The following is a 22,709-nucleotide window of genomic DNA, read 5'->3' as shown; positions in this document are numbered from 1 at the left end:
GCACATGCCCGCCAAACAACGCCCAGGAGTCAGGACCGTCACCGAGGCCAAGGCCCTCGCGGCGATGGCCAACCCGTTCCGCTCGCGGATGATGGACGCGCTCAAGGTCGACGGCCCGTCAACCGCCTCCGCCCTCGCCGCCCGCACCGGGCAGGCCGTCGGCAGTGCCAGCCACCACCTCAAGGTGCTGCACGAGGCCGGCCTGGTCGAGGAGGCACCCGAGCTCGCCAAGGACCGCCGCGAACGCTGGTGGCGCCTGGTCGACCCCGGCACGCGCTGGTCGCGCGCCGACTTCGCCGACGACACCGCAGCAGTCACGGCCGCCTACGCCGCCGAGGCGCTGGCCCTCCAGCGCCAGTTCGACCGCACCCGTGAGTGGAACGCCAACGCCGCGTCCGTCCCCGAGTGGGACGCCGTCTCCTTCGCCACCCAGAACTGGATGAAGGTCTCCCCCGACGAGCTGCAGCAGGTGGCCGACGAGATGGTCGACGTGCTGATGCGGTGGTCGCAGCGCGAGGTGCCTGACGACGGCGTCGAGCGCGAGTCGGTGTTCGTCTTCGCCCGAGGGTTCCCGGCCCAGCCATGACGACCCACACCACACCGGTTGCCCCGCCTCCCCCACTGGCCCGCAACCGGAACTTCAGCCTGCTCTGGTTCGGCGAGGGCGTCAGCGTCCTCGGCAACGCCACCACCTCGGTCCTGCTCCCGCTCCTGGCCGTCGTCGGCTTCGACGCCGGCCCCGGCTGGATGGGTGCGCTGACGGCGGCGGCCTGGGTGCCGTGGCTGCTCATCGGGCTCCCCGCCGGCGCTTGGGTGGACCGGCTGCCGGCCCGCCGCGTCATGGTCGTGAGCGACCTCGTCGCGGCCCTGACGCTGGCCAGCGTTCCGGTCGCCTGGCTCCTCGACGTGCTCACGCTCCCCCATCTCGCGGTCGCGGCCTTCTGCAACGGCGTGTGCACCGTCTACTTCCGCGCCGCCTACCCGGCGTTGGTGCGGCAGGTCGCCCGGCGCGAACAGCAGGAGGCTGCGTTCGCACGGTTGTTCGGCACCGAGTCGGCCGTGCAGGTCGCCGGCCCCGGGGTGGGCGGTCTCCTCGCCCAGGCGATCTCCACGGCCGGGGGCATCCTCGTCGACGCGGTCAGCTTCCTCGTGTCGGCGGTGTGCCTCTGGCGGCTGAAGCTGCCCGCCGCCGAGCCCCACCTGGCGGAGGACGTCGAGGTGGCATCGCTGGCCCGACGCATCCGCGAGGGCATGGACTACATCCGCCACGACCGGATCATGCGCTTCTTCATGGTGATGGGCGGCATGAGCAACTTCGGCCTCACCGGCTACGCGGCGCTCCTCGTCCTGTTCCTGGTCCGGGAGGTCGACCTCGGCTCGGGGGCGGTCGGCCTGGTGATGGCCGTGGGCTCGCTGGGCGGCGTCATCGGGGCGGCCGTCGCGACCCGCGTCTCGCACCGGCTCGGCTCGGCGCGGGCCCTGCTCGCCCTGCAGGTGCTGGCCGGGCCACCCGCCCTGCTGGTGCCGCTCGGCGCTCCGGGCGCCGGTCTGGTCGCCCTGGTCGCGGGAATGCTCCTCGTGGGCGTCGGCGTGGTCGCGGGCAACGTGATCCGCGGTGCCTGGCGCAACCGCTACGTGCCCGAGCACATGGTGGCCAGACAGGTCACGACCATGCAGGTCATCAACTACGGCACCATGCCGCTGGCCGGCATCGCGGCCGGCGCCCTGGGCAGCACCTTGGGGCTGCGCCCGACCATCGCGGTGATGGCGGCCATCCACGTGGTGGCCTGCCTGTCGATGTGGTGGAGCCCGCTGCGCGGACTGCGCGAGATGCCCGGCCCTGTGGCCGAGGTCAGGGATCCGGCCGTCAGCGTCAGCGAGAGATGACCGGCAGGTAGAGCAACGGGTCGACGGCAACACCGAGGAACAGGATGCCCACGTAGGTGATCGAGAAGTGGAACAGCCGCATCGGCTTGAGCGCCTGGGGGTCCGCACCGGTCCTGGCGACGCGCAGCAGGCGGTGCGCCTCGAGCAGGAACAGCAACCCGGTGACCAGTGCCGTGCCGAGGTAGATCCAGCCCATCGGGTTCACCCACACCAGGGCGAGCGACACGGCCACCATCGCCCAGGAGTAGGCCACGATCTGGCGGGCCACGACGACGAACTTCTCGACCACCGGCAGCATCGGCACGTGGGCCGCGGCGTAGTCGTCCTTGAACTTCATCGACAGCGGCCAGTAGTGCGGAGGCGTCCAGAAGAAAATGACCAGGAACAGCATCACGGCCGACCACGACACCGAGTTCGCCACTGCCGACCAGCCGATGAGGACGGGCATGCAGCCGGCCGCGCCGCCCCAGACGATGTTCTGCGCGGTGCGGCGCTTGAGGATCATCGTGTAGCCCACGGCATACATGACGATGGCGCCGAGCGAGAGGGCCGCCGAGAGCCAGTTGACGACCACGGCGAACCACACGGTCGAGACGACGGTGAGGACCACCCCGAACACCAGCCCCTCACGCGGGCTGATCTCGCCGGTCACCATCGGACGGTTGCTCGTGCGGTGCATCTCCGCGTCGATGTCGCGGTCGTAGACACAGTTGAACGTATTGGCGGCGCCGGCACTGAGCGCACCACCGACGAGGGTGGCCACGATAAGCCAGAGCGAGGGAATTCCCTTGTGCGCCAAGAACATCACCGGCACCGTCGTCACCAGCAGCAGCTCGATGATGCGGGGCTTGGTGAGCGCGAGGTATGCCGCTGCCTTGCGTCTGCGACCCGGGGCCGAAGACGCGGAGATCCGGGCAGACGGATCGAGTGCGGTCACGGCGTCCTTCGTGGGTGGTGCAGGGGCGGCTGGCCGGGTCAGTCTATCCCCGGCCCGGCGATGTCCTGTGGACGGGACTGGATGCGACGCGGATCACCTCCGGGACTAGTCTCGGATCGTCGTCGTGCGCCGCCTGTGCAGCTCAGTGTGAGGAGAACCATTCGTGCCTACCACCACTCGTTCCGCCAAGTCCCAGCCCGCCCGGAAACGCAGCAGCTCACTGCGTCCGCCGGTCGCGCGCAAGGCCGGCTGGACCGACCTGGACGTCCGTGCCGTCGACACCGTCAGGGTGCTTGCCGCGGACGCCGTCCAGAAGGTCGGCAACGGCCACCCGGGCACGGCGATGAGCCTGGCCCCCGCGGCATACCTGCTCTACCAGAACGTGATGCGCCACGACCCGTCCGATCCGCACTGGCTCGGCCGCGACCGGTTCGTGCTGTCCTGTGGCCACTCGAGCCTCACTCAGTACATCCAGCTCTACCTGTCCGGCTACGGCCTCGAGCTCGACGACCTCAAGGCGCTGCGCACCTGGGGTTCGCTGACGCCCGGCCACCCGGAGGTGCACCACACCAAGGGGGTCGAGATCACCACTGGCCCGCTGGGTTCCGGCCTCGCCTCGGCCGTCGGCATGGCGATGGCACAGCGTCGCCAGCGCGGCCTGTTCGACCCGGACGCAAAGCCCGGGACCAGCCCGTTCGACCACCACATCTGGGTGATGGCGTCCGACGGCGACATCATGGAGGGCGTCAGCCACGAGGCGTCAGCGCTGGCCGGCCACCAGGAGCTCGGCAACCTCACCGTCATCTACGACCAGAACACCATCTCCATCGAGGACAAGACCGAGATCTCCTTCTCCGAGGACGTCGGCAAGCGCTACGAGGCCTACGGCTGGAACGTCGTCACGATCGACTGGCGTGGTGACGGCACCAGCGGTGGTTACGTCGAGAACGTCGACCAGCTGCTCGCCACCCTGGAGAAGAGCCGCACGTCCAGGAAGCCCACGTTCGTGGTGCTCCGCACCATCATCGCCTGGCCCGCACCGACCAAGCAGGACACCGGCAAGTCGCACGGCTCGGCCCTCGGCGACCCCGAGATCGCCGCCACCAAGGAGCTGCTCGGCTTCGACCCGGCCAAGACCTTCGAGGTCCCTCGCCCGCTGATCTCCCACACCCGCAAGGTCGGGGCGCGTGGCAAGGCCGCCCACAAGGCGTGGGACAAGGGGTATGCCGCGTGGCGCAAGGCCCAGCCCGAGCGGGCGGCCCTGCTCGACCGGCTTGTCGCGGGTGACCTGCCCGACGGGTTCGAGAAGGCCGTGCCGACCTTCGCGGCAGACCCCAAGGGCATCGCGACGCGAGCCGCCTCGGGCAAGGTCCTCGGCGCCCTGGCCGACGCGGTCCCCGAGCTCTGGGGTGGGTCGGCGGACCTCGCCGAGTCCAACAACACCACGATGGACGGGCAGCCCTCGTTCATCCCCAAGTCGAAGCAGACCCGCGAGTGGTCCGGCGGTCCCTACGGACGGACCTTGCACTTCGGCATCCGCGAGTTCGGGATGGGGCTGATCCTCAACGGCATCGCCCTCGAGGGCCTGACCCGCCCCTATGGCGGCACCTTCCTCGTCTTCTCCGACTACATGCGCCCCGCCGTGCGGCTCGCCGCGATCCAGCAGGCGCCAGTGACCTTCGTCTGGACCCACGACTCCATCGGGCTCGGCGAGGACGGTCCGACCCACCAGCCGATCGAGCACCTTGCGGCGCTGCGCGCCATCCCGTCCTTCGACGTGGTGCGGCCGGCGGACGCCAACGAGACGGCCGCCGCCTGGGTCGCCGTCCTCAAGAACAAGCGGCCGGCCGGTTTGGCGCTCAGTCGCCAGAACCTGCCGATCGTCGACCGCACGGTGGCCGGCAAGGTCAGTGGGGTGGCCAAGGGCGCCTACATCCTCTTCGAGTCGAGCAAGGCCACCCCCGACGTCATCCTCGTCGCGACCGGCTCCGAGGTGCAGCTGGCTGTCTCCGCTCGCGAGACGCTGGAGGAGTCGGGTGTCGCGACTCGCGTCGTCTCGATGCCCTGCCGTGAGTGGTTCGACGAGCAGACCCCGGCCTACCGCGAGAAGGTCCTGCCCGCAGCCGTCAAGGCCCGGGTCTCCGTCGAGGCGGGCGTGCCGCAGGGCTGGCGCGACATCGTCGGCGACGCCGGCGAGATCATCGGGATCGACCACTTCGGCGCCTCCGCAGATGCGGCGACCCTCTTTCGCGAGTTCGGTTTCACTCCTGCCGCTGTCGTGGCGGCGGCCAAGAAGTCCCTCAAGACCGTCAAGGGAAAGTGAACAGAAATGACTGACAACGCAGCACTCAAGGCCCTTGCCGACAACGGCGTCTCCGTCTGGCTCGACGACCTGTCCCGCGAGCGCCTCGAGACCGGCAACCTCCAGGAGCTCATCGACACCAAGGGCGTCGTGGGGGTCACCACGAACCCCTCGATCTTCCAGGCCGCGCTGGCCAAGGGAGACCGCTACGACGCCGACCTGCGCACGTACGCCGCCCAGGGCAAGACGGTCGACGAGACGGTGTTCGGCCTGACGACCGAGGACGTCCGCAACGCCTGCGACATCCTGCGTCCGCTGTACGACTCGACCAACGGCGTCGACGGCCGCGTGTCGATCGAGGTCGACCCGCGGCTGGCCCACGAGACCGCCAAGACGGTGGACCAGGCCAAGGAGCTCTACGCCGCCGTCGACCGCCCGAACGTCCTCATCAAGATACCGGCCACCGTCGAGGGGCTGCCGGCCATCTCCCAGACCCTGGCCGAGGGCATCAGCGTCAACGTGACCCTGATCTTCTCGCTCGACCGCTACCGCGGGGTGATGAACGCCTTCCTCACCGGGCTCGAGCAGGCTCGTGAGGGCGGCAAGGACCTGTCGCAGATCCACTCGGTCGCGTCCTTCTTCGTGTCGAGGGTGGACACCGAGGTGGACAAGCGGCTCGACGCCATCGGTACCGACGAGGCCAAGGCCCTCAAGGGCAAGGCCGCCGTGGCCAACGCCCGCCTGGCCTACCAGGCCTTCGAGGAGGTCTTCGCGACCCCGCGCTGGAAGAACCTCGCCGACGACGGCGCCAACGCCCAGCGCCCCCTGTGGGCCTCGACCGGCGTGAAGGACCCGGCCTACTCCGACACCCTCTACGTCACCGAGCTGGTGGCCCCCAACACCGTCAACACGATGCCCGAGAAGACCCTGGACGCGGTCATCGACCACGGCGAGGTCACCGGTGACACCGTCACCGGCACCTACCAGGACGCTGGTGGGGTGCTGGACGCCTTGGAGGGCCTCGGGATCTCCTACGCCGACGTGACCGCCCAGCTCGAGCGCGAGGGCGTCGACAAGTTCGAGGTCTCCTGGGGCGAGCTGCTGGACGAGGCACAGTCCGACCTCGACCTCGCTCGTGCCGACGTGGAGCAGTCTGGCAAGGGCGACCAGTGAGCTCACTCGGCGTGGTGGCATCAGGCGCCGCTGCCGATGCCATCGCCACCAAGGTGGCCGACCTCGTCGGGGTCCAGTTCGCGAGCAAGCTCTTCGCCCAGGACGCGACTCTCTGGGGGCCGGAAGCCGAGTCCGAGTCGGCGATCCGCCTGTCCTGGGTCAACCTGCCCCGGTCGTCCCGGCCTCTGCTCGGGGAGATCGCGGCGTTGCGCGAGCAGCTCCGCGGTGAGGGCGTGGACCGGGTGGTCCTGTGTGGCATGGGTGGTTCGTCCCTTGCCCCTGAGGTGATCTGTGCGACGGCGGGCGTCGACCTCGTCGTCCTCGACTCCTCCCAGCCCGACATGGTGCGGGCCGCGATCACCGACCTGGAACGGACTGTCGTTGTCGTCTCCAGCAAGTCGGGATCGACCGTGGAGACGGACTCGCAGCGCCGCGTGTTCCAGGCGGCGTTCGCGGAGAAGGGCATCGACCCGACCACGAGGATCGTCATCGTGACGGACCCGGGCAGCCCGCTCGACGAGGAGTCGCGCGCCAGCGGCTACCGGGTCATCAACGCCGACCCCAACGTCGGCGGTCGCTACTCGGCGCTGACGGCCTTCGGCCTGGTTCCCTCCGGCCTCGCCGGAGCTGACATCGAGGTGTTGCTCGACGATGCCGAAGCCGTGGCCGACGTGCTCAGCGCCGACGACGACGCCAACCCCGGCCTGCGCCTGGCCGCCGCCATGGCGGGCACCGATCCCCTGCGCGACAAGTTCGTCATCGTCGACGACGGGTCGGGCATCGTGGGCTTCGCCGACTGGGCGGAGCAGCTCATCGCCGAGAGCACCGGCAAACAGGGCACCGGCATCCTGCCCGTCGTCGTCGGTGGCGACTCCGACCCCGAGGTGGCCTGGCCGGCGCGTGATGTCACCGTCGCCCGGCTGGTCGGTGACTCCGACGACGATCTCACCCTTGGAGCAGATCCCCAGGGCGAGGCCGACGCCAGCCGCTCCGAGGTCGCCGTCAGCGGCCCGCTCGGGGCCCAGCTCCTCCTGTGGGAGGTGGCGACCGCCGCCGCCGGACGGTTGCTCGGCATCAACCCGTTCGACCAGCCCGATGTGGAGAGCGCCAAGAAGGCGGCCCGTGCGCTGCTGGACCAGGGCATCGGCAGCGCCGAGGCTCCCGCCGCCACCGAACGAGCAGTGGAGATCCGCTCCCTCGGCGGCGAATGGCTCGGCGGCGCCAGGACCGTCCCCGAGGCCCTCACCGCACTGTTCGACCAGCTCGACCCCGAGCACGGCTACGTCGCGGTGATGGCCTACCTCGACCGGCTCACGGACGCGGCCCTCGCCGACGTGCGCCCCGGCCTGGCACGGCATACCGGACGTCCCACGACGTTCGGGTGGGGTCCCCGTTTCCTGCACTCGACCGGTCAGTTCCACAAGGGTGGGCCGGCGACCGGCGTCTACCTCCAGATCACGACCGCACCGCACGAGGACCTGGCGATCCCCGGACGCGAGTTCAGCCTGGGTGACTTCATCGCCTCCCAGGCCGCCGGCGACGCCCAGGTCCTCGCCGAGCACGGTCGTCCGGTGCTGCTGCTGCACCTGACCGAGCACGACGCCGGCGTGGCGCAGGTCACCCAAGCCCTCACGGAACTGGCTCCCTCGCTGGCCCCATCGGAAGGCACCACATGAGCCCAACGCGGGTGACGCAGGACAGCAACCCCCTGCGCGATCCTCGTGACAAGCGACTCCCCCGCATCGCCGGCCCCTGCGGCCTGGTCCTCTTCGGCGTCACCGGGGACCTCGCGCGCAAGAAGCTCATGCCGGCGATCTACGACCTGGCGAATCGTGGGCTGCTTCCTCCGGGCTTCTCGCTCGTCGGTTTCGCCCGTCGCGACTGGGCGGACCAGGACTTCGGCAAGATCGTCTACGACGCGGTCAAGCAGCACGCCCGCACACCGTTCCGCGAGAGCGTGTGGCGCAACCTGGCCGAGGGATTCCGTTTTGTGCCAGGCACTTTCGACGACCCGACGTCCTTCGACCTGCTCGCCCAGACGGTCAAGAACCTCGAGCACGAGCGCGGCACCGGTGGCAACCTCGCGTTCTACCTGTCGATCCCGCCGTCGTCCTTCTCCGTCGTGTGCGAACAGCTCGAGCGGTCCGGGCTGAGCAAGCCCGAGGCGGACGCGTGGCGTCGCGTGGTCATCGAGAAGCCCTTCGGCCACGACCTCACGAGCGCACGCGAGCTCAACGACATCGTCGAGGGTGTCTTCCCGCCTGACGCGGTGTTCCGCATCGACCACTACCTCGGCAAGGAGACCGTCCAGAACCTGCTGGCCCTGCGCTTCGCCAACCAGATGTTCGAACCGGTCTGGAACGCCAACTACGTCGACCACGTGCAGATCACCATGGCCGAGGACATCGGCATCGGTGGACGGGCCGGCTACTACGACGGCATCGGCGCGGCCCGCGACGTGATCCAGAACCACCTGCTCCAGCTCCTCGCCCTGACCGCGATGGAGGAGCCGGTCTCGTTCGCGGCGGAGCACCTCCGCTCCGAGAAGGAAAAGGTGCTCTCGGCGGTGCGGCACCCCAAGGACCTCGGCAAGTCCACCGCCCGCGGCCAGTACGCAGGCGGGTGGCAGGGCGGCGAGCAGGTCATCGGCTACCTCGACGAGGACGGTGTCGCCAAGGAGTCGCGCACCGAGACGTATGCCGCCATGAAGGTCGAGATCGACTCCCGCCGTTGGGCCGGCGTCCCGTTCTACCTGCGCACCGGCAAGCGGCTCGGCAAACGGGTCACGGAGATCGCCGTCGTCTTCAAGAAGGCGCCGCACCTGCCGTTCAACGACACCGCGACCGAGGAGCTCGGCCAGAACGCCATCGTCATCCGCGTCCAGCCCGACGAAGGCATCACGATGCGGTTCGGCGCCAAGGTGCCGGGGGCCCAGATGGAGGTGCGCGACGTGACCATGGACTTCGGCTACGGCCGTGCCTTCACCGAGTCCAGTCCGGAGGCCTACGAGCGCCTCATCCTCGACGTGCTGCTCGGGGACCCGCCGCTGTTCCCTCGGCACGAGGAGGTCGAGCTCTCCTGGGAGATCCTCGACCCGGTCGAGGCCTACTGGGCCAAACAGCGCAGCACGGTCGAGCCCTACGTCGCCGGTGGTTGGGGTCCGGCCACTGCCGACGAGATGATGCACCGTGACGGCCGTGTCTGGAGGATGCCATGAGCACCCCACACAGTTCTCCCCCGCTGCGCTCCTCCGACACTGATCGGGGACCCCGGTGATCGTCGACCTGCCCAGCACCAGCACCGTCGCGATCAGCAAGAAGCTGGTCGCCCTGCGCCAGGACACCGGGGCGATGGCCCTGGGTCGCGTCCTCACCCTGCTGATCGTCGTCGACGAGCAGGATGCCGAGGAGGCCATCCAGGCCGCCAACGACGCCAGCCGGCAGCACCCGTGCCGGATCATCGCCGTGGTCATCGGCAACAAGCGTGGCCAGTCGCGCATCGACGCCCAGATCCGCGTGGGCGGCGACGCGGGAGCCAGCGAGGTCGTGGTGCTCCGGCTCTACGGTGCCCTGACCGACCATGGGCGCAGCGTCGTCATCCCCCTGCTGCTGCCCGACTCTCCCGTCGTGGCCTGGTGGCCCACCGATGCCCCCACGCACCTGGCGCAGGACCCGATCGGTTCGATGGCCCAGCGGCGCATCACCGATGCCGCAGAGGCCAAGCACCCGCGGTCCGCGCTCCAGGCACGGGCTGGCACCTACACCCGGGGCGACACCGACCTGGCCTGGACGCGCGTGACCCTCTGGCGGGGACTGCTCGCCGCCGCGATGGACCAGCCACCGTTCGAGCCGGTGACCGAGGCAACCGTGACCGGCGGCTCGGACTCCCCGTCGACGGACCTGCTGGCCGCCTGGCTCGCCCAGACGCTGCGCTGTCCGGTCCGCCGGGCTCGCTCACGTTCGGGCACCGGCATGGTCAGCGTCCGGCTCGAGCGCCGCAGCGGCGCCATCGACCTGGTCCGACCCGACGGCGCCATCGCCACGCTGAGCCAGCCCGGGCAACCCGTCCGACGCATCTCCCTGGCCCGCCGTGCCACCGCCGAATGCCTGGCCGACGAGCTGCGTCGGCTCGACCCGGACGAGATCTACGAGGAGGCGATCCGCAGCGGGCTCGCACGGATCGGCACCAAGACGGTGACCGCCAGCGAGGCCGTCCGCGAGGGCGAGGCGCCCTCGGTCAAGGAGGCCGAGCGCGAGTCACGCAGGATCGCCCGAGCCAGTGCCAAGACAGCCAGCTCGGAGATGGTCCAGGCAGCGACCCCGGCGTCCACGTCCGACACGGCTGTCGTCAAGAAGGCAGCGGCCCGCAAGCTCGCCAAGGCCACGACTTCCGGCACCACCAGCAAGGCGAAGGCGGCCAAGGCCGCCAAGCCGGCGAAGGCCGTCAAGTCCTCGACGGGCGTCAAGTCAGGCAAGGCATGAGCGCCGCGGCGCTTGTGGTCGTCCACCCCGACAAGCAGGCGGTGGCCGACGCCGGCGCCGCGCGGCTCGTCACGGCCCTGCTCGACCTGCAGGCCGCCGGACGCGCACCCCACGTGTCGCTGACGGGTGGCTCGCTCGGCTCGGCGATCATCGCCTCGATCCTCCAGGTGCCGGCCCACACGGCGGTCGACTGGTCGAGGGTCTCGGTGTGGTGGGGAGACGAGCGCTACCTGCCCGCCGGGGACGCCGACCGCAACGACACCCAGAACGATGCCGCTGGGCTGGACCGCCTCGGGCTCGACCAGGCCAAGGTCCACCGCGTCGCCGGGCCTGACGCCAGCGACTCGGTCGAGGACAGCGCGGAGCGGTACTCGGCAGCGGTGCGTGGCAGTGGTGGGGGCGAGTTCGACATCATGATCCTCGGCGTCGGTCCCGACGGCCACGTCGCATCGCTCTTTCCCGGGCATCCCGCCCAGCTGACCACCGAGGCAATCGCCGTCGCCGTGCACGACTCGCCCAAGCCACCTCCGGACCGTGTGTCGCTCACCTTCGAGTGCCTCAGCCGGTCCGACCGCGTGTGGTTCCTGGTGGCCGGCGCGGACAAGGCCGAGGCGGTGCGCAACGGAGTCGAGGGGGCTGGGCCAGAGCTGTCCAGCGCGGCGCAGGTGCGCGGCCTACGCGAGACGATCTGGCTCGTCGACGCGGACTCTGCGACCGACCTCCCCACCTGAGTTCGACCACATGACGAAGGGCTGCTCCCGATGACCGGGAGCAGCCCTTCGTCTGTGTCTGTTGCTACTGGATGAGCTTGCGCTCCCGCAGCGTGGCGAGGGCCTCGTCGAGGATGGCCTTGCCGTCGGCGTCGGAGCGACGCTCCTTCACGTAGGCCAGGTGCGTCTTGTAGGGCTCGACCTTCGGCGGGGCCGGCGGGTTGGCCTCGTCCTGACCCGCGGGGAACCCGCAGCGCGGGCAGTCCCAGGTCTCGGGGACGGCCAGGCCCGGCTCCTCCGCGAAGCTCGGTCGGGTCTGGTGGCCGTTGGCGCACCAGTAGGACACGAAGACGCGGGGTGCGGCCTCGCCGCGTTCGGCCTCGCCCATCGGGCCGGCGCCGACTCGGCTGCCTCGGATTGCGTTGCCACCTGCCATGTGCGAAAGGTCCTTGTCTGGTCAGGGAGAGTCTGGTCAGGGAGAGTCTGGTCGGGGAGAGCTGGTCTGTGAGTGGGTCAGTGACGCGCGGTCAGTTCGTGGTCGGGTCGAGCTGCCGGTCGGGAGCTCAGGCGGAGAACCGGTCGATGAGACCGATCCCCACGATGCAGGCGAACCAGATGACACCCACGGCCACGGTGAACCGGTCGAGGTTCCGCTCGGCCACCGAGGAGGACCCCAGTGAGGTGGACATGCCGCCACCGAACATGTCGGACAGACCGCCGCCCTTGCCCTTGTGGAGCAGGACCAGCAGCGTCAGGAACAGACCACCGATGACCAGCAGTACCTGCAGGCCAATACGTACGGCTTCCACGGAGCACCCATCTCGAGTCGACGTCAGTTGGTGCTGCCGAAAAGGCAGCAAGGTTCAGGATACCTGCTGGCCGCTCAGGCAGTGGCCAGGTGGTCGCGGTAGCGGCAGATCGAGGCGAACTCGGCCGGGTCGATCGACGCGCCACCCACGAGCGCGCCGTCGACGTCCTCCTGGGACATGATCGCCGCGACGTTGTTCGCCTTCACCGATCCGCCGTACAGCACGCGCACCCCATCGGCCAGGTCGCCGGAGTACAACTCCGCCAGCTTGGTGCGGATCGCGGCGCAGACCTCCTGTGCATCCTGCGGCGTGGCGACCTCACCGGTGCCGATGGCCCACACCGGCTCGTAGGCGATGACGATGGTCTTGGCCTGCTCGGCCGTGACATCGGCCAGGCCCGCCTCGAGCTGCATGAGGACGTGCGCGAGGTGAGTCCCCTCCTGGCGCACCTCGAGGTGCTCGCCGACGCAGAAGATGGGGGTCAGGCCGTGCCGGTAGGCCGCCTTGACCTTGGCGTTGACGACGTCCTCGGACTCCTGGTGGTACTCACGCCGCTCGCTGTGGCCGGCCAGCACGTACGTGCAGCCGAGCTTGGCGAGGAAGGCACCGGAGATCTCGCCCGTGTAGGCCCCGGAGTCGTGCTTCGACAGGTCCTGGGCCCCGAAGACCAGCTGGAGCCGGTCGCCGTCGATCAGGGTCTGAACGGACCGCAGGTCGGTGAACGGTGGCAGCACCGCGACCTCGACCGCGGCGAAGTCGTGCCGGCCGTCGCGCAGGGTCCAGTCGAGCTTCTGCACGAGGTGGGTGGCCTGCAGGTGGTCGAGGCCGCCCCCCCCGCCCCCACCGAAGGGTCTTGGTCGTGCTGGGTCAGGCGGTGGTCTCGTCGAGCACGGTGAGCCCCGGGAGCTCCTTGCCCTCGAGGTACTCCAGGCTCGCGCCACCGCCGGTCGAGATGTGCCCGAACTGGTCGTCGTCGAAGCCGAGCTGGCGCACGGCAGCCGCGGAGTCGCCACCACCGATGACGGTGAGGGCCCCCTTCTCGGTCGCCTCGACCAGGGCCGCGGCCACCGCAGCCGTGCCCGCGGCATACGGCTCCATCTCGAACGCACCCATCGGGCCGTTCCAGAAGACCGTCTTGCAGTCCTTGAGCTTCTCGGCGAACAGCACCCCGGACTCGGGCCCGATGTCGAGCCCCATGCGGTCGGCGGGGATCGCGCCGGCGGGCACCACGTCGCGCTCGGCGTCGGCCGAGAACTCGGTGGCGGCGACGATGTCGACCGGGAGGACGATCTCGACGCCACGCTCCTTGGCCTGCTCGAGGTAGCCCTTGACCTGGTCGAGCTGGTCGGCCTCGAGCAGGCTCTTGCCCACCTCGTAGTCCTGGGCGGCGAGGAAGGTGAAGACCATGCCACCTCCGATGAGGAGGCGATCGGCCGTCTGGAGCAGGTTGTCGATGACGCCGAGCTTGTCGGAGACCTTCGCACCACCGAGCACCACGGCATACGGACGCTCCGGGTCCTCGGTGAGGCGCTTCAGGACGCCGACCTCTGTCTCGACGAGCCCGCCCACGGCCGACGGCAGCAGCCGCGCGACGTCGTAGACGCTGGCCTGCTTGCGGTGCACTACACCGAAGCCGTCGGAGACGAAGACGTCGGCCAGCCCGGCGAGCTGGCGCGCGAACTCGGCGCGCTCGTCGTCGGTCTTGGCCGTCTCTCCCGGGTTGAACCGGAGGTTCTCCAGCAGCACGACGTCGCCGTCCCCGGCCGCCTGGACCGCCGCCTTGGCGCTGTCGCCCACCGTGTCGCTGGCGAACGTGACGTCGCGGCCGAGGACCTCGCCGAGGCGAACAGCCACCGGAGCCAGCGAGTACTTGTCCTCGGGCGCGCCCTTGGGCCGACCGAGGTGGGCGCACACGATGACGCGGGCACCCGCCTCGGACAGCGACGCGATGGTGGGCGCCGACGCGCGGATGCGCCCGTCGTCGGTGATCGTCGTCCCGTCCAGGGGCACGTTGAGGTCTGACCGGACGAGGACGCGCTTGCCGCGCAGGTCGCCCAGCTCGGAGATCGAGTGCATCAGCTGTGGCTCGACCCGGGTCAGAGCGTCTGGCCGACGAGGACCACGAGGTCGGCGAGGCGGTTGGAGTAGCCCCACTCGTTGTCGTACCAGCCGATGACCTTCACCTGGTTGCCGATGACCTTGGTCAGGCCTGCGTCGAAGATGCACGAGGCCGGGTCGGTCTCGATGTCCTTGGAGACGATGGCGTCCTCGGTGTAGACGAGGATGCCCTTGAGCGGGCCCTCGGCGGCGGCCTTGACTGCGGCGTTCACCTCTTCGGCGGTCGTCTCGCGGCCCGCCTCGAAGGTGAGGTCGGTCGCCGAACCGGTGGCGATCGGGACGCGCAGCGCGAACCCGTCGAGCTTGCCCTTGAGCTCGGGCAGCACGAGGCCGATGGCCTTGGCCGCGCCGGTCGAGGTGGGCACGATGTTGAGCGCTGCGGCCCGGGCGCGACGCAGGTCCTTGTGCGGGGCGTCCTGGAGGTTCTGGTCCTGGGTGTAGGCGTGGATGGTCGTCATCAGGCCCTTGACGATGCCGAACTCGTCGTTGAGGACCTTGGCCATCGGGCCGAGGCAGTTCGTCGTGCAGGACGCGTTGGAGATGATGGTGTGCTTGGCCGCGTCGTACTGGTCGTCGTTGACGCCCATGACGATGGTGATGTCCTCGTTGGACGCCGGCGCGGAGATGATGACCTTCTTGGCGCCGCCGTCGATGTGCGCCTTGGCCTTGGTCGCGTCGGTGAAGAAGCCGGTCGACTCCACGACGATGTCGGCGCCGACAGAGGCCCAGTCGATCTTGGCCGGGTCGCGCTCCTCGAAGACCTTGAACGTCTTGCCACCGGCGGTGATCGAGGTGTCGTCGTAGGTCACCTCACCGGGGAAGCGGCCGAGGATCGAGTCGTACTTGAGCAGGTGCGCCAGCGTCTTGTTGTCCATCAGGTCGTTGGTGGCCACGACCTCGATGTCGGCTCCCGACGCCTCGATGGCGCGGAAGAAGTTGCGGCCGATGCGGCCGAAGCCGTTGATACCTACGCGAACAGTCACGATGCCAAGTCCTTCTCAGATGGGGACGGTATGCCGCGTGGCGCGGCGCGGAAATGCTCGGGCCCGAGCCTAGCGAGCGGGGCCGCCGGGAGTCACGGCGGTCCGGCGTACGGGCCGGTAACGTCGCCCCCTCGCCCAGGGCTCAGGAGCAGGTCAGTAGTCGCCGCCGAAGAGGTCTCGGGTGTAGACCTTGTCGGCCACCGGCGTGAGCTCGCCGACCATCCGGTTGGCGACGATGACGTCGGCCACCTCGGTGAACTCGGCGAGGTCGCGGATCACCCGTGAGCCGAAGAAGTGGTCATCGGCCAGCGCGGGCTCGTAGACCACGACCTCCACACCCTTGGCCTTGATCCGCTTCATGATCCCCTGGACGCTGCTCGACCGGAAGTTGTCGGAGCCGGACTTCATGATCAGGCGGTGGATGCCGACGATGCGGGGGTGGCGACGCAGGATGTCGGTCGCCACGAAGTCCTTGCGGGTGGTGTTGGCCGTGACGATCGCCTCGATGAGCGACTGGGGCACGTTCTGGTAGTTGGCCAGCAGCTGCTTGGTGTCCTTGGGCAGGCAGTACCCGCCGTAGCCGAACGAGGGGTTGTTGTAACCAGGGCCGATCCTCGGGTCGAGCCCGACCCCCTCGATGATCTGGCGGGGGTCGAGTCCGTGGGTCACTGCGAAGGTGTCGAGCTCGTTGAAGAAGGCGACGCGCATGGCGAGATAGGTGTTGGCGAACAGCTTGACGGCCTCGGCCTCGGTGCTGTCGGTGAGCAGCACGGGGACGTCCGGCTCCTCGGACCCCTCCCGCAGCAGGTCGGCGAACGCCTGCCCGCGGTCACTGCGCTCGCCCACGACGATCCGGGAAGGGTGCAGGCTGTCCCACAGCGCCTTGCCCTCGCGGAGGAACTCTGGACTGAACAGCAGGTTGTCGGTGCCGAGTCGCTGCGAGAGGTCCTCGGTGAAGCCGACCGGGACCGTGGACTTCACGACCATCACGGCGGTCGGGTTGGCAGCCACCACGTCGGCCGCGACCTTCTCCACGGTCGAGGTGTCGAAGTAGTTGGTCACGGGGTCGTAGTCGGTCGGTGTCGCGATGATGACGAACTCGGCGCCGGCGTAGGCCGTGGCCGGGTCGGTCGTGAAGGTCAGCGTCAGCTGATGGTGGGCGAGGAACGTCTCGATCTCGGGGTCCGCGATGGGGCTGCGGCCCGAGCTCAGCAGGTCGACGCGGGCCGCGTCGATGTCGAGGGCCACGACGTCGTGTCGCTGGCCGAGCAGGACCGCCATGGAGAGTCCGACGTACCCGGTTCCGACGACGGCGATCCTCGTCATGCGTTGTCCCCGCTCCGAGTCAGGCGCTGGCGTGCGTCGGTCATGGGTCGATCAGGCGTCGAGCATGTCGGGCGTGAGGTTGGCCTCGGTACCCGGGATGCCGAGGTCCTGGGCCCGCTTGTCGGCCATCGCCAGCAGGCGCCGGATCCGCCCTGCCACGGCGTCCTTGGTCATCGGTGGCTGGGCAAGTTGGCCGAGCTCCTCGAGCGAGGCCTGCTTGTGCTCCAACCGCAGCGCCCCGGCCTCCTTGAGGTGGTCGGGGATCTCGTCGCCGAGGATCTCCATGGCGCGGTGCACCCTGGCGCCGGCCGCGACGGCGGCGCGCGCCGAGCGGCGCAGGTTGGCGTCGTCGAAGTTGGCCAGCCGGTTGGCCGTGGCCCGGACCTCGCGGCGCATCCGCCGCTCCTCCCACGCCATGACCGCGTCGTGCGCGCCCAGTCGGGTGAGCATCGCCCCGATGGCATCGCCGTCGCGGATGACGACCCGGTCGACGCCGCGCACCTCGCGTGCCTTGGCCTGGATGCCGAGGCGACGAGCCGCTCCGACGAGGGCGAGGGCCGCCTCAGGCCCCGGGCACGTGACCTCGAGAGCAGAGGATCGGCCGGGCTCGGTCAGCGAGCCGTGGGCGATGAAGGCACCGCGCCAGGCTGCTTCGGCGTCACAGGCGGAGGCGCTGACCACCTTGGGTGGCAGGCCCCGCACCGGACGCCCCCGGGCGTCGATCAGCCCGGTCTGCCGGGCCAGGGCCTCGCCGTCCTGGACCACCCGGACGACGTAGCGGCTGCCCTTGCGCAGACCGCCGGCTGCGAGGACCAGCACCTCCGAGGGGTGGCCGTACAGGTCGCTGATGTTCTTGCGGAGCCGTCGGGCGGCGTTCGCCGTGTCGAGCTCGGCCTCGACGACGATCCGTCCCCCCACGATGTGCAGGCCGCCAGCGAACCGCAGCGTCGCGGCCACCTCCGACTTGCGGCAGCAGGGCTTCGTGACGTCGAGTCTGCTGAGCTCGTCCTTGACCCGCGCCGTCATTGCCATTGGTTCATCCTGCCATCTCGCCGTCGTGCACTGGTGGGCTCTGCTCCCATGCTGTGCTGTCTCCCCTGGTTCGTCGGCGCCCGGAGGCGCTGACGTGGTCTCGCGTCAGACTCAACCATGTCCGCCCTCAGCCGAACAGGTCACGGTATGCCGCCGCCAGCCTGAGCGAGTCATGGTGCCCCGGTGCGCCGCGTTGCGCCACTGGTGCAAGCACCAGCTCTGCACCGAGTCGCGCGGCGGCCGTGCGCAATCCTGCCTCATCGTCGACGGCACTGGGGTCGGCCAGGACGGCGTCCAGCCGCATTCGCGGCGCGTGGTCCACGAGCGCCTCCAGCTGGCGGGCGGCCGTGAAGCCGGCCGTCTCGCCGGAGTGCTCCAGGTTGAGGGTCAGCAACCGCCGGGCGGTCGTGTCATGGAGCGCGTCGCGCAGACCCGGCACCATGAGGTGCGGCATCACCGAGGTGAACCACGACCCCGGCCCGAGGATCACCCAGTCGGCCTCACGCACCGCCGCCACGGTCTCGGGTGCCGAGGGGGGATCAGCCGGCTCGAGGGCGATGCTGAGCACGGTCCCCTTGGTCGTGGCGACCGCCACCTGGCCGCGCAGGGTCGAGAGAGCCCGGGTGTCGGCCGGGTCCAGGCCACGTACCCGGGCGGTGATCTCGAGTGGCACGGCGGCCATGGGCAGCACCCGGCCCCGGGCGTTGAGGAGTCGACCAACGAGGTCGAGCCCGATGACCGGGTCGTGGTGCAGGTCCCACAGTGCGGTGATCAGCAGGTTGCCGAGGGCGTGGCCGCCCAGCTGCCCGTTGCCGCGGAACCGGTGCTGCAGGACGTCTCGCCAGGTGTGGCCCCACTCCGTGTCGTCGCAGAGCGCGGTCAGGGCCATCCGCAGGTCACCGGGCGGCAGCACGTCGAACTCGTCGCGAAGCCGTCCGGAAGACCCACCGTTGTCGGCGACGGTGACCACCGCGGTGATGTCGTCACAGACCAGCTTGAGTGCCTCGAGCGATGCGGCGAGTCCGTGTCCACCGCCGAGCGCGACCACCGCGGGGCCGGTCATGACAACTGCTCGCTTCCGCGCTTGCCCCGCGCCTCGCTCGTGCCTCGCTCGTGTGCTCGCTGCGCTGTCAGACTCACTATTCCTGCCCCAGGTCGCGGTGCACGACGAACGTCGCGATGTCGTCGCTGCTGAGCCGGGTCCGCAGCGCCTCGGCCACGGCGACGGAGCGGTGCTTGCCGCCGGTGCAGCCCACCGCGACGGTGACGTACCGGCGACCCTCGCGGATGTAGCCCTCGGTCACCGGGTCCATGAGTGCGACGACCCGGTCGACGAACTCCGGAGCCCCCTCCTGGGCCATGACGAACTCGGCCACCGGCGCGTCCTGCCCGGTGAAGTTGCGCAGCTCGGGGATCCAGAACGGGTTGGGCAGGAACCGCATGTCGAAGACGAAGTCGGCGTCGAGCGGCACGCCGTACTTGAAGCCGAACGACATCACCGCGATGCGGACCTTGTGGCCGATGTCGCCGGAGAAGACCGGGTGGACCTTCTTGGCGAGCTGGTGGACGTTCAGGCCGGACGTGTCGATGACGACGTCGGCGCGGGCCCGCAGGTCGGCCAGCATGGCGCGCTCGCGGGTGATGCCGTCCAGCAGCCGGCCCTGGCCTTGGAGAGGGTGCGGTCGGCGCACGGACTCGAAGCGGCGCACGATCGCCTCGTCGGTGGCGTCCAGGAAGACCAGGTTGGGTCGCCACCCGCGGTCGCGCAGCTCGTCGAGCGCGGTCTGGAGGTGGTCGAAGAACCCGCGGGCGCGGACATCCACCACGGCCGCAAGGCGCGGCAGACCCGCCCGACGCGGTGCCTCGTTGGCGAGGTCGGCCAGCGAGACGAGCAGGTGTGGCGGCAGGTTGTCGACGACGTACCAGCCGGAGTCCTCGAGCACGTTGGCGGTCGTGGACCGCCCGGCTCCACTCATGCCGGTCACGATGACGAGCTCAGCCTGGTCGCGCTTGTCGCCCGAGTCGGCGGCGTCCGGGGCTCCTGCGTCCGGCACCGCTGCCCCAGGTGCCGCGCGGTCCTCGTCGGTCATCCCTGCCCCGTCTCCTAGCTCATCGCGCTCAGTCACCGTCGAGGATCTCTCCGGTCATCAGGTTGACGGCGGGTGCGGCCGTGTCTGCGGTGGCCAACTCTGCCGCAATCGTGGCTGCCAGCGCAGGTCCGATGCCGGAAACTTCCTGCAGCTCGTCGGCCGTCGCCGCGCGAACCTTCTTCACCGAGCCGAAATGACGCAGCAGGGCCTTGCGTCGCGTCTCCCCGAGTCCGGGGACACCGTCCAGGACGCTCGTGGTCATGGCCTTGGACCGGCGCTGGCGGTGGAAGGTGATGGCAAAGCGGTGGGCCTCGTCGCGGACCCGCTGCAGCAGGTAGAGGCCCTCACTGGTCCGCGGCAGGATGACGGGGTAGTCCTGGCCGGGCACCCAGACCTCCTCGAGCCGCTTGGCGAGCCCGACGACGGCGACGTCGTCGATGCCCAGCGCCGTCAGGGCCGCCTGGGCGGCGTTGACCTGGGGCAGGCCGCCGTCGACGACGACGAGGTTGGGCGGGTACGCGAACTTCTTCGGCTTGCCGGTGTCGGGGTCGATCCGCTCGGGACCGTTCTCCGGATCGGGGCCGAGCTCGACGTCGGTGGCCTGGTCGCGCTCCTCGAGGTAGCGCTGGAACCGCCGGGTCAGCACCTCGTCCATCGCCGCGGTGTCGTCCACCTGCTCGCCACGGATGACGAACCGGCGGTACTCGGACTTGCGGGCCAGCCCGTCCTCGAAGACGACCATCGACCCGACGACCTGGGAGCCCTGGATGTGGCTGATGTCGTAGCACTCGACGCGCAGCGGCGCATCAGCCAGGTCGAGGCTGGTCTGCAGCTCCTGCAGTGCCTGGCTGCGTGCCGTGAGATCCCCGGCGCGGGCGAGCTTGTGCCTGGCCAGCGACTGCTTCGCGTTGCGGTGCACGGTCTCGAGCAGGGTGCGCTTGTCGCCCCTCTGGGGCACGCGCAGGTCGACCGCGGAGCCGCGCAGCGACCCGAGCCAGATCGCGACGGCATCCGGGTCCTCCGGCAGGACCGGCACGAGCACCTCGCGCGGCACGCTGTCACCGGACTCCCCTCCGTAGACCTGCTGGAGGAGGTGTCCGACGATCTCAGGCACGGTCTCGTCGTCCATCTCGGCGACCCAGCCACGCTGCCCGCGCACCCGCCCGCCACGCACGTGGAACACCTGGACGGCGATCTCGAGCCCGTCGTGCTCGAGCGCGAACACGTCGGCGTCGGTGCCGTCGCCCAGGACGATGGCGGACTTCTCCAGCGCCTTGCCGAGCGCCACGAGGTCGTCCCGCATCCGGGCTGCCTGTTCGAACTCCAGGGACTTCGACGCGGCCGCCATGTCGCGCTCGAGCCGCTTGACGAACCGCGTCGTCTTGCCGGCCATGAAGTCGCAGAAGTCCTCGGCGATGGCGCGGTGCTCCTCGGGGCTGACCCTGCCGACGCACGGTGCCGAGCACTTGTCGATGTAGCCCAGCAGACACGGGCGGCCCACCTGCCCAGCTCGTTTGAAGACCCCGGAGGAGCAGGTGCGTACCGGGAACACCCGCAACAGCAGGTCGAGCGTCTCGCGGATGGCCCAGGCATGGGCGTAGGGCCCGAAGTAGCGGGTGCCCTTGCGCTTGGCCCCGCGCATCACCTGCGCCCGCGGGAACTCCTCCCCGAGCGTCACCGCGAGGTAGGGGTAGGACTTGTCGTCGCGATACTTGACGTTGAACCGCGGGTCGTACTCCTTGATCCAGGAGTACTCGAGCTGCAGCGCCTCGACCTCGGTCGAGACCACGGTCCACTCGACGCTCGCAGCCGTGGTGACCATGGTGGCCGTGCGCGGATGCAGGGCCGCGATGTCCTGGAAGTACGACGACAACCGAGGCCGCAGCGACTTGGCCTTGCCGACGTAGATGACGCGCTGGGCGGCGTCCCGGAACCGGTAGACACCCGGGTCGACCGGGATCTCCCCCGGCGCCGGACGGTAGGTCGACGGGTCAGCCACGACTCCACTCTATGGAGGGCGACCGACGGCCCGTCCCGCGGGAGCCCCGCTTCCCGCGGAGACGAGGTATGCCGCGTCGGGACGGCGCGGCATACCTGGCCCTGCGCTTCTGGCGGGGAAGGTCAGGTGACTGAGATCCCGTCGCCACTCACGGCCACGGACTTCTCCGGAAGGGCCTTGGTGGCCGGTCCCTTCTTGACCGCGCCGGTGGTGATGTCGTACTCGCTGCCGTGGCAGGCACAGTTGATGGTGCCGTTGGCGACGGTGGTCACCAGGCACGCCTGATGGGTGCACACGGCGCTGAAGGCCTTGAACTCCCCCGAGGTGGGCTGGGTGACCACGACCTTCTGGTCGGTGAAGATCTTGCCTCCCCCCACCGGGATCGTCGCCTTCGAGATGGCGTCCTTGACGGCGCTGGTCGCGGCGTCCTTGGCCGTGCTGGCCGCGCTGCTCGCAGCGTCCTCGGCGGCTCCACAGCCGGCGAGGACGGTGACGCCGACTCCGGCGAGGCCGGCGGACGCCAGCACGGTGCGGCGGGAGGGGCCGGTGACGGGGTGGTCTTCTGGGGTGGTCATGCGCGCGCCTTTCGGTGGAGGTGCCCCCTCGCGGGGCTGACCGGGTGGCCCGAGGATGCGGGCCGGACATGGGTGGGAACTGTGTGAGACATGCGTGGGACATGGGTATGACGGGTGACGCTGCCACGACGTTCACGGCAGCCGCCACCGGGCGGTGATAACGACACGGTCACGCATGGGGTTGATGTGCTGCCCCGCAGGGGGAACAGCGGCATAGTCTGCACACACCCCAACCGGGGTGACCCGTGGGCGCCGTACGGCCCGCGAGCACCCAATGACTTCAGGAG

General features: G+C 69.9%; 20 protein-coding genes. 8 read left to right on the top strand and 12 right to left on the bottom strand.

Annotated features, from left to right (window positions below; genetic code table 11):
- Positions 1-4 precede the first annotated feature (4 nt).
- Together AC1DS4_RS02330 and AC1DS4_RS02325 are read left to right on the top strand one after the other, a co-directional pair.
- Positions 5-586, top strand: a complete 582-nt coding sequence (locus tag AC1DS4_RS02330; RefSeq protein WP_477612829.1) for an ArsR/SmtB family transcription factor — start codon at positions 5-7, stop codon at positions 584-586.
- Positions 583-1,887: an MFS transporter gene (locus tag AC1DS4_RS02325; protein ID WP_477632112.1), complete on the top strand. Its 1,305-nt coding sequence runs from the start codon at positions 583-585 to the stop codon at positions 1,885-1,887. The genes AC1DS4_RS02330 and AC1DS4_RS02325 overlap by 4 nt, the downstream gene beginning before the upstream one ends.
- Here AC1DS4_RS02325 and AC1DS4_RS02320 read toward each other — a convergent pair.
- Positions 1,874-2,824: a heme o synthase gene (locus AC1DS4_RS02320; protein WP_477612827.1), complete on the bottom strand. Its 951-nt coding sequence runs from the start codon at positions 2,822-2,824 to the stop codon at positions 1,874-1,876. The genes AC1DS4_RS02325 and AC1DS4_RS02320 overlap by 14 nt on opposite strands.
- A gap of 163 nt (positions 2,825-2,987) precedes the next feature.
- Between AC1DS4_RS02320 and tkt the strand changes: the two genes are divergently transcribed.
- Genes tkt through pgl form a run of 6 tightly spaced genes read left to right on the top strand, consistent with a single transcriptional unit; the run spans position 2,988 to position 11,511 of the window.
- Positions 2,988-5,147: a transketolase gene (gene tkt, locus AC1DS4_RS02315; protein WP_477612826.1), complete on the top strand. Its 2,160-nt coding sequence runs from the start codon at positions 2,988-2,990 to the stop codon at positions 5,145-5,147.
- A 6-nt stretch (positions 5,148-5,153) separates the two neighbouring features.
- Positions 5,154-6,299: a transaldolase gene (tal, locus tag AC1DS4_RS02310; protein ID WP_477612825.1), complete on the top strand. Its 1,146-nt coding sequence runs from the start codon at positions 5,154-5,156 to the stop codon at positions 6,297-6,299.
- The gene (locus AC1DS4_RS02305; protein ID WP_477632111.1) at positions 6,296-7,975 is read left to right on the top strand and encodes a glucose-6-phosphate isomerase; all 1,680 of its coding nucleotides are present in this window, start codon (positions 6,296-6,298) and stop codon (positions 7,973-7,975) included. Before tal ends, AC1DS4_RS02305 begins: the two co-directional genes overlap by 4 nt.
- On the top strand, positions 7,972-9,516 hold the full coding sequence (gene zwf, locus AC1DS4_RS02300) for a glucose-6-phosphate dehydrogenase (protein ID WP_477612823.1): 1,545 nt from the start codon (positions 7,972-7,974) through the stop codon (positions 9,514-9,516). The genes AC1DS4_RS02305 and zwf overlap by 4 nt, the downstream gene beginning before the upstream one ends.
- A gap of 55 nt (positions 9,517-9,571) precedes the next feature.
- On the top strand, positions 9,572-10,780 hold the full coding sequence (gene opcA, locus AC1DS4_RS02295) for a glucose-6-phosphate dehydrogenase assembly protein OpcA (protein ID WP_477632110.1): 1,209 nt from the start codon (positions 9,572-9,574) through the stop codon (positions 10,778-10,780).
- A complete protein-coding gene (gene pgl / locus AC1DS4_RS02290; RefSeq protein ID WP_477632109.1) occupies positions 10,777-11,511 on the top strand; it encodes a 6-phosphogluconolactonase in 735 nt (244 codons plus the stop codon). The genes opcA and pgl overlap by 4 nt, the downstream gene beginning before the upstream one ends.
- 64 nt (positions 11,512-11,575) lie before the next feature.
- Here the strand turns inward: pgl and AC1DS4_RS02285 are convergent, their stop codons facing one another.
- From AC1DS4_RS02285 to AC1DS4_RS02235, 11 genes are all read right to left on the bottom strand, one after another.
- On the bottom strand, positions 11,576-11,926 hold the full coding sequence (locus AC1DS4_RS02285) for an RNA polymerase-binding protein RbpA (protein ID WP_091782702.1): 351 nt from the start codon (positions 11,924-11,926) through the stop codon (positions 11,576-11,578).
- Between the two features lie 127 nt (positions 11,927-12,053).
- On the bottom strand, positions 12,054-12,299 hold the full coding sequence (secG, locus tag AC1DS4_RS02280; protein WP_477612820.1) for a preprotein translocase subunit SecG: 246 nt from the start codon (positions 12,297-12,299) through the stop codon (positions 12,054-12,056).
- A 74-nt stretch (positions 12,300-12,373) separates the two neighbouring features.
- Positions 12,374-13,114: a triose-phosphate isomerase gene (tpiA, locus tag AC1DS4_RS02275; protein WP_477645989.1), complete on the bottom strand. Its 741-nt coding sequence runs from the start codon at positions 13,112-13,114 to the stop codon at positions 12,374-12,376.
- Positions 13,115-13,166: 52 nt separating this feature from the next.
- Positions 13,167-14,375 (bottom strand): phosphoglycerate kinase, encoded by a 1,209-nt coding sequence (locus AC1DS4_RS02270; protein ID WP_477632108.1) that lies wholly within the window; start codon positions 14,373-14,375, stop codon positions 13,167-13,169.
- 20 nt (positions 14,376-14,395) lie between these two features.
- Positions 14,396-15,400 (bottom strand): type I glyceraldehyde-3-phosphate dehydrogenase, encoded by a 1,005-nt coding sequence (gene gap, locus AC1DS4_RS02265; protein ID WP_477612817.1) that lies wholly within the window; start codon positions 15,398-15,400, stop codon positions 14,396-14,398.
- A 153-nt stretch (positions 15,401-15,553) separates the two neighbouring features.
- Positions 15,554-16,726, bottom strand: coding sequence for a nucleotide sugar dehydrogenase (locus tag AC1DS4_RS02260; protein WP_477632107.1), 1,173 nt, complete (start codon positions 16,724-16,726; stop codon positions 15,554-15,556).
- 51 nt (positions 16,727-16,777) lie between these two features.
- Positions 16,778-17,758 carry a DNA-binding protein WhiA gene (gene whiA / locus AC1DS4_RS02255; RefSeq protein WP_179422770.1) on the bottom strand — a complete coding sequence of 327 codons (981 nt, stop codon included), beginning with the start codon at positions 17,756-17,758 and terminating at the stop codon, positions 16,778-16,780.
- 127 nt (positions 17,759-17,885) lie between these two features.
- Positions 17,886-18,821: a gluconeogenesis factor YvcK family protein gene (locus AC1DS4_RS02250; protein ID WP_477632106.1), complete on the bottom strand. Its 936-nt coding sequence runs from the start codon at positions 18,819-18,821 to the stop codon at positions 17,886-17,888.
- A 76-nt stretch (positions 18,822-18,897) separates the two neighbouring features.
- The gene (gene rapZ, locus AC1DS4_RS02245) at positions 18,898-19,848 is read right to left on the bottom strand and encodes an RNase adapter RapZ (RefSeq protein WP_477632105.1); all 951 of its coding nucleotides are present in this window, start codon (positions 19,846-19,848) and stop codon (positions 18,898-18,900) included.
- Between the two features lie 28 nt (positions 19,849-19,876).
- The gene (gene uvrC, locus AC1DS4_RS02240; protein WP_477632104.1) at positions 19,877-21,847 is read right to left on the bottom strand and encodes an excinuclease ABC subunit UvrC; all 1,971 of its coding nucleotides are present in this window, start codon (positions 21,845-21,847) and stop codon (positions 19,877-19,879) included.
- A 122-nt stretch (positions 21,848-21,969) separates the two neighbouring features.
- A complete protein-coding gene (locus AC1DS4_RS02235; RefSeq protein ID WP_477632103.1) occupies positions 21,970-22,422 on the bottom strand; it encodes a Rieske (2Fe-2S) protein in 453 nt (150 codons plus the stop codon).
- Positions 22,423-22,709 lie beyond the last annotated feature (287 nt).

The sequence above is a fragment of the Pedococcus sp. P3_C7 genome (genome assembly GCF_056402615.1).
This window is presented reverse-complemented; position numbering and strand designations above follow the sequence as displayed.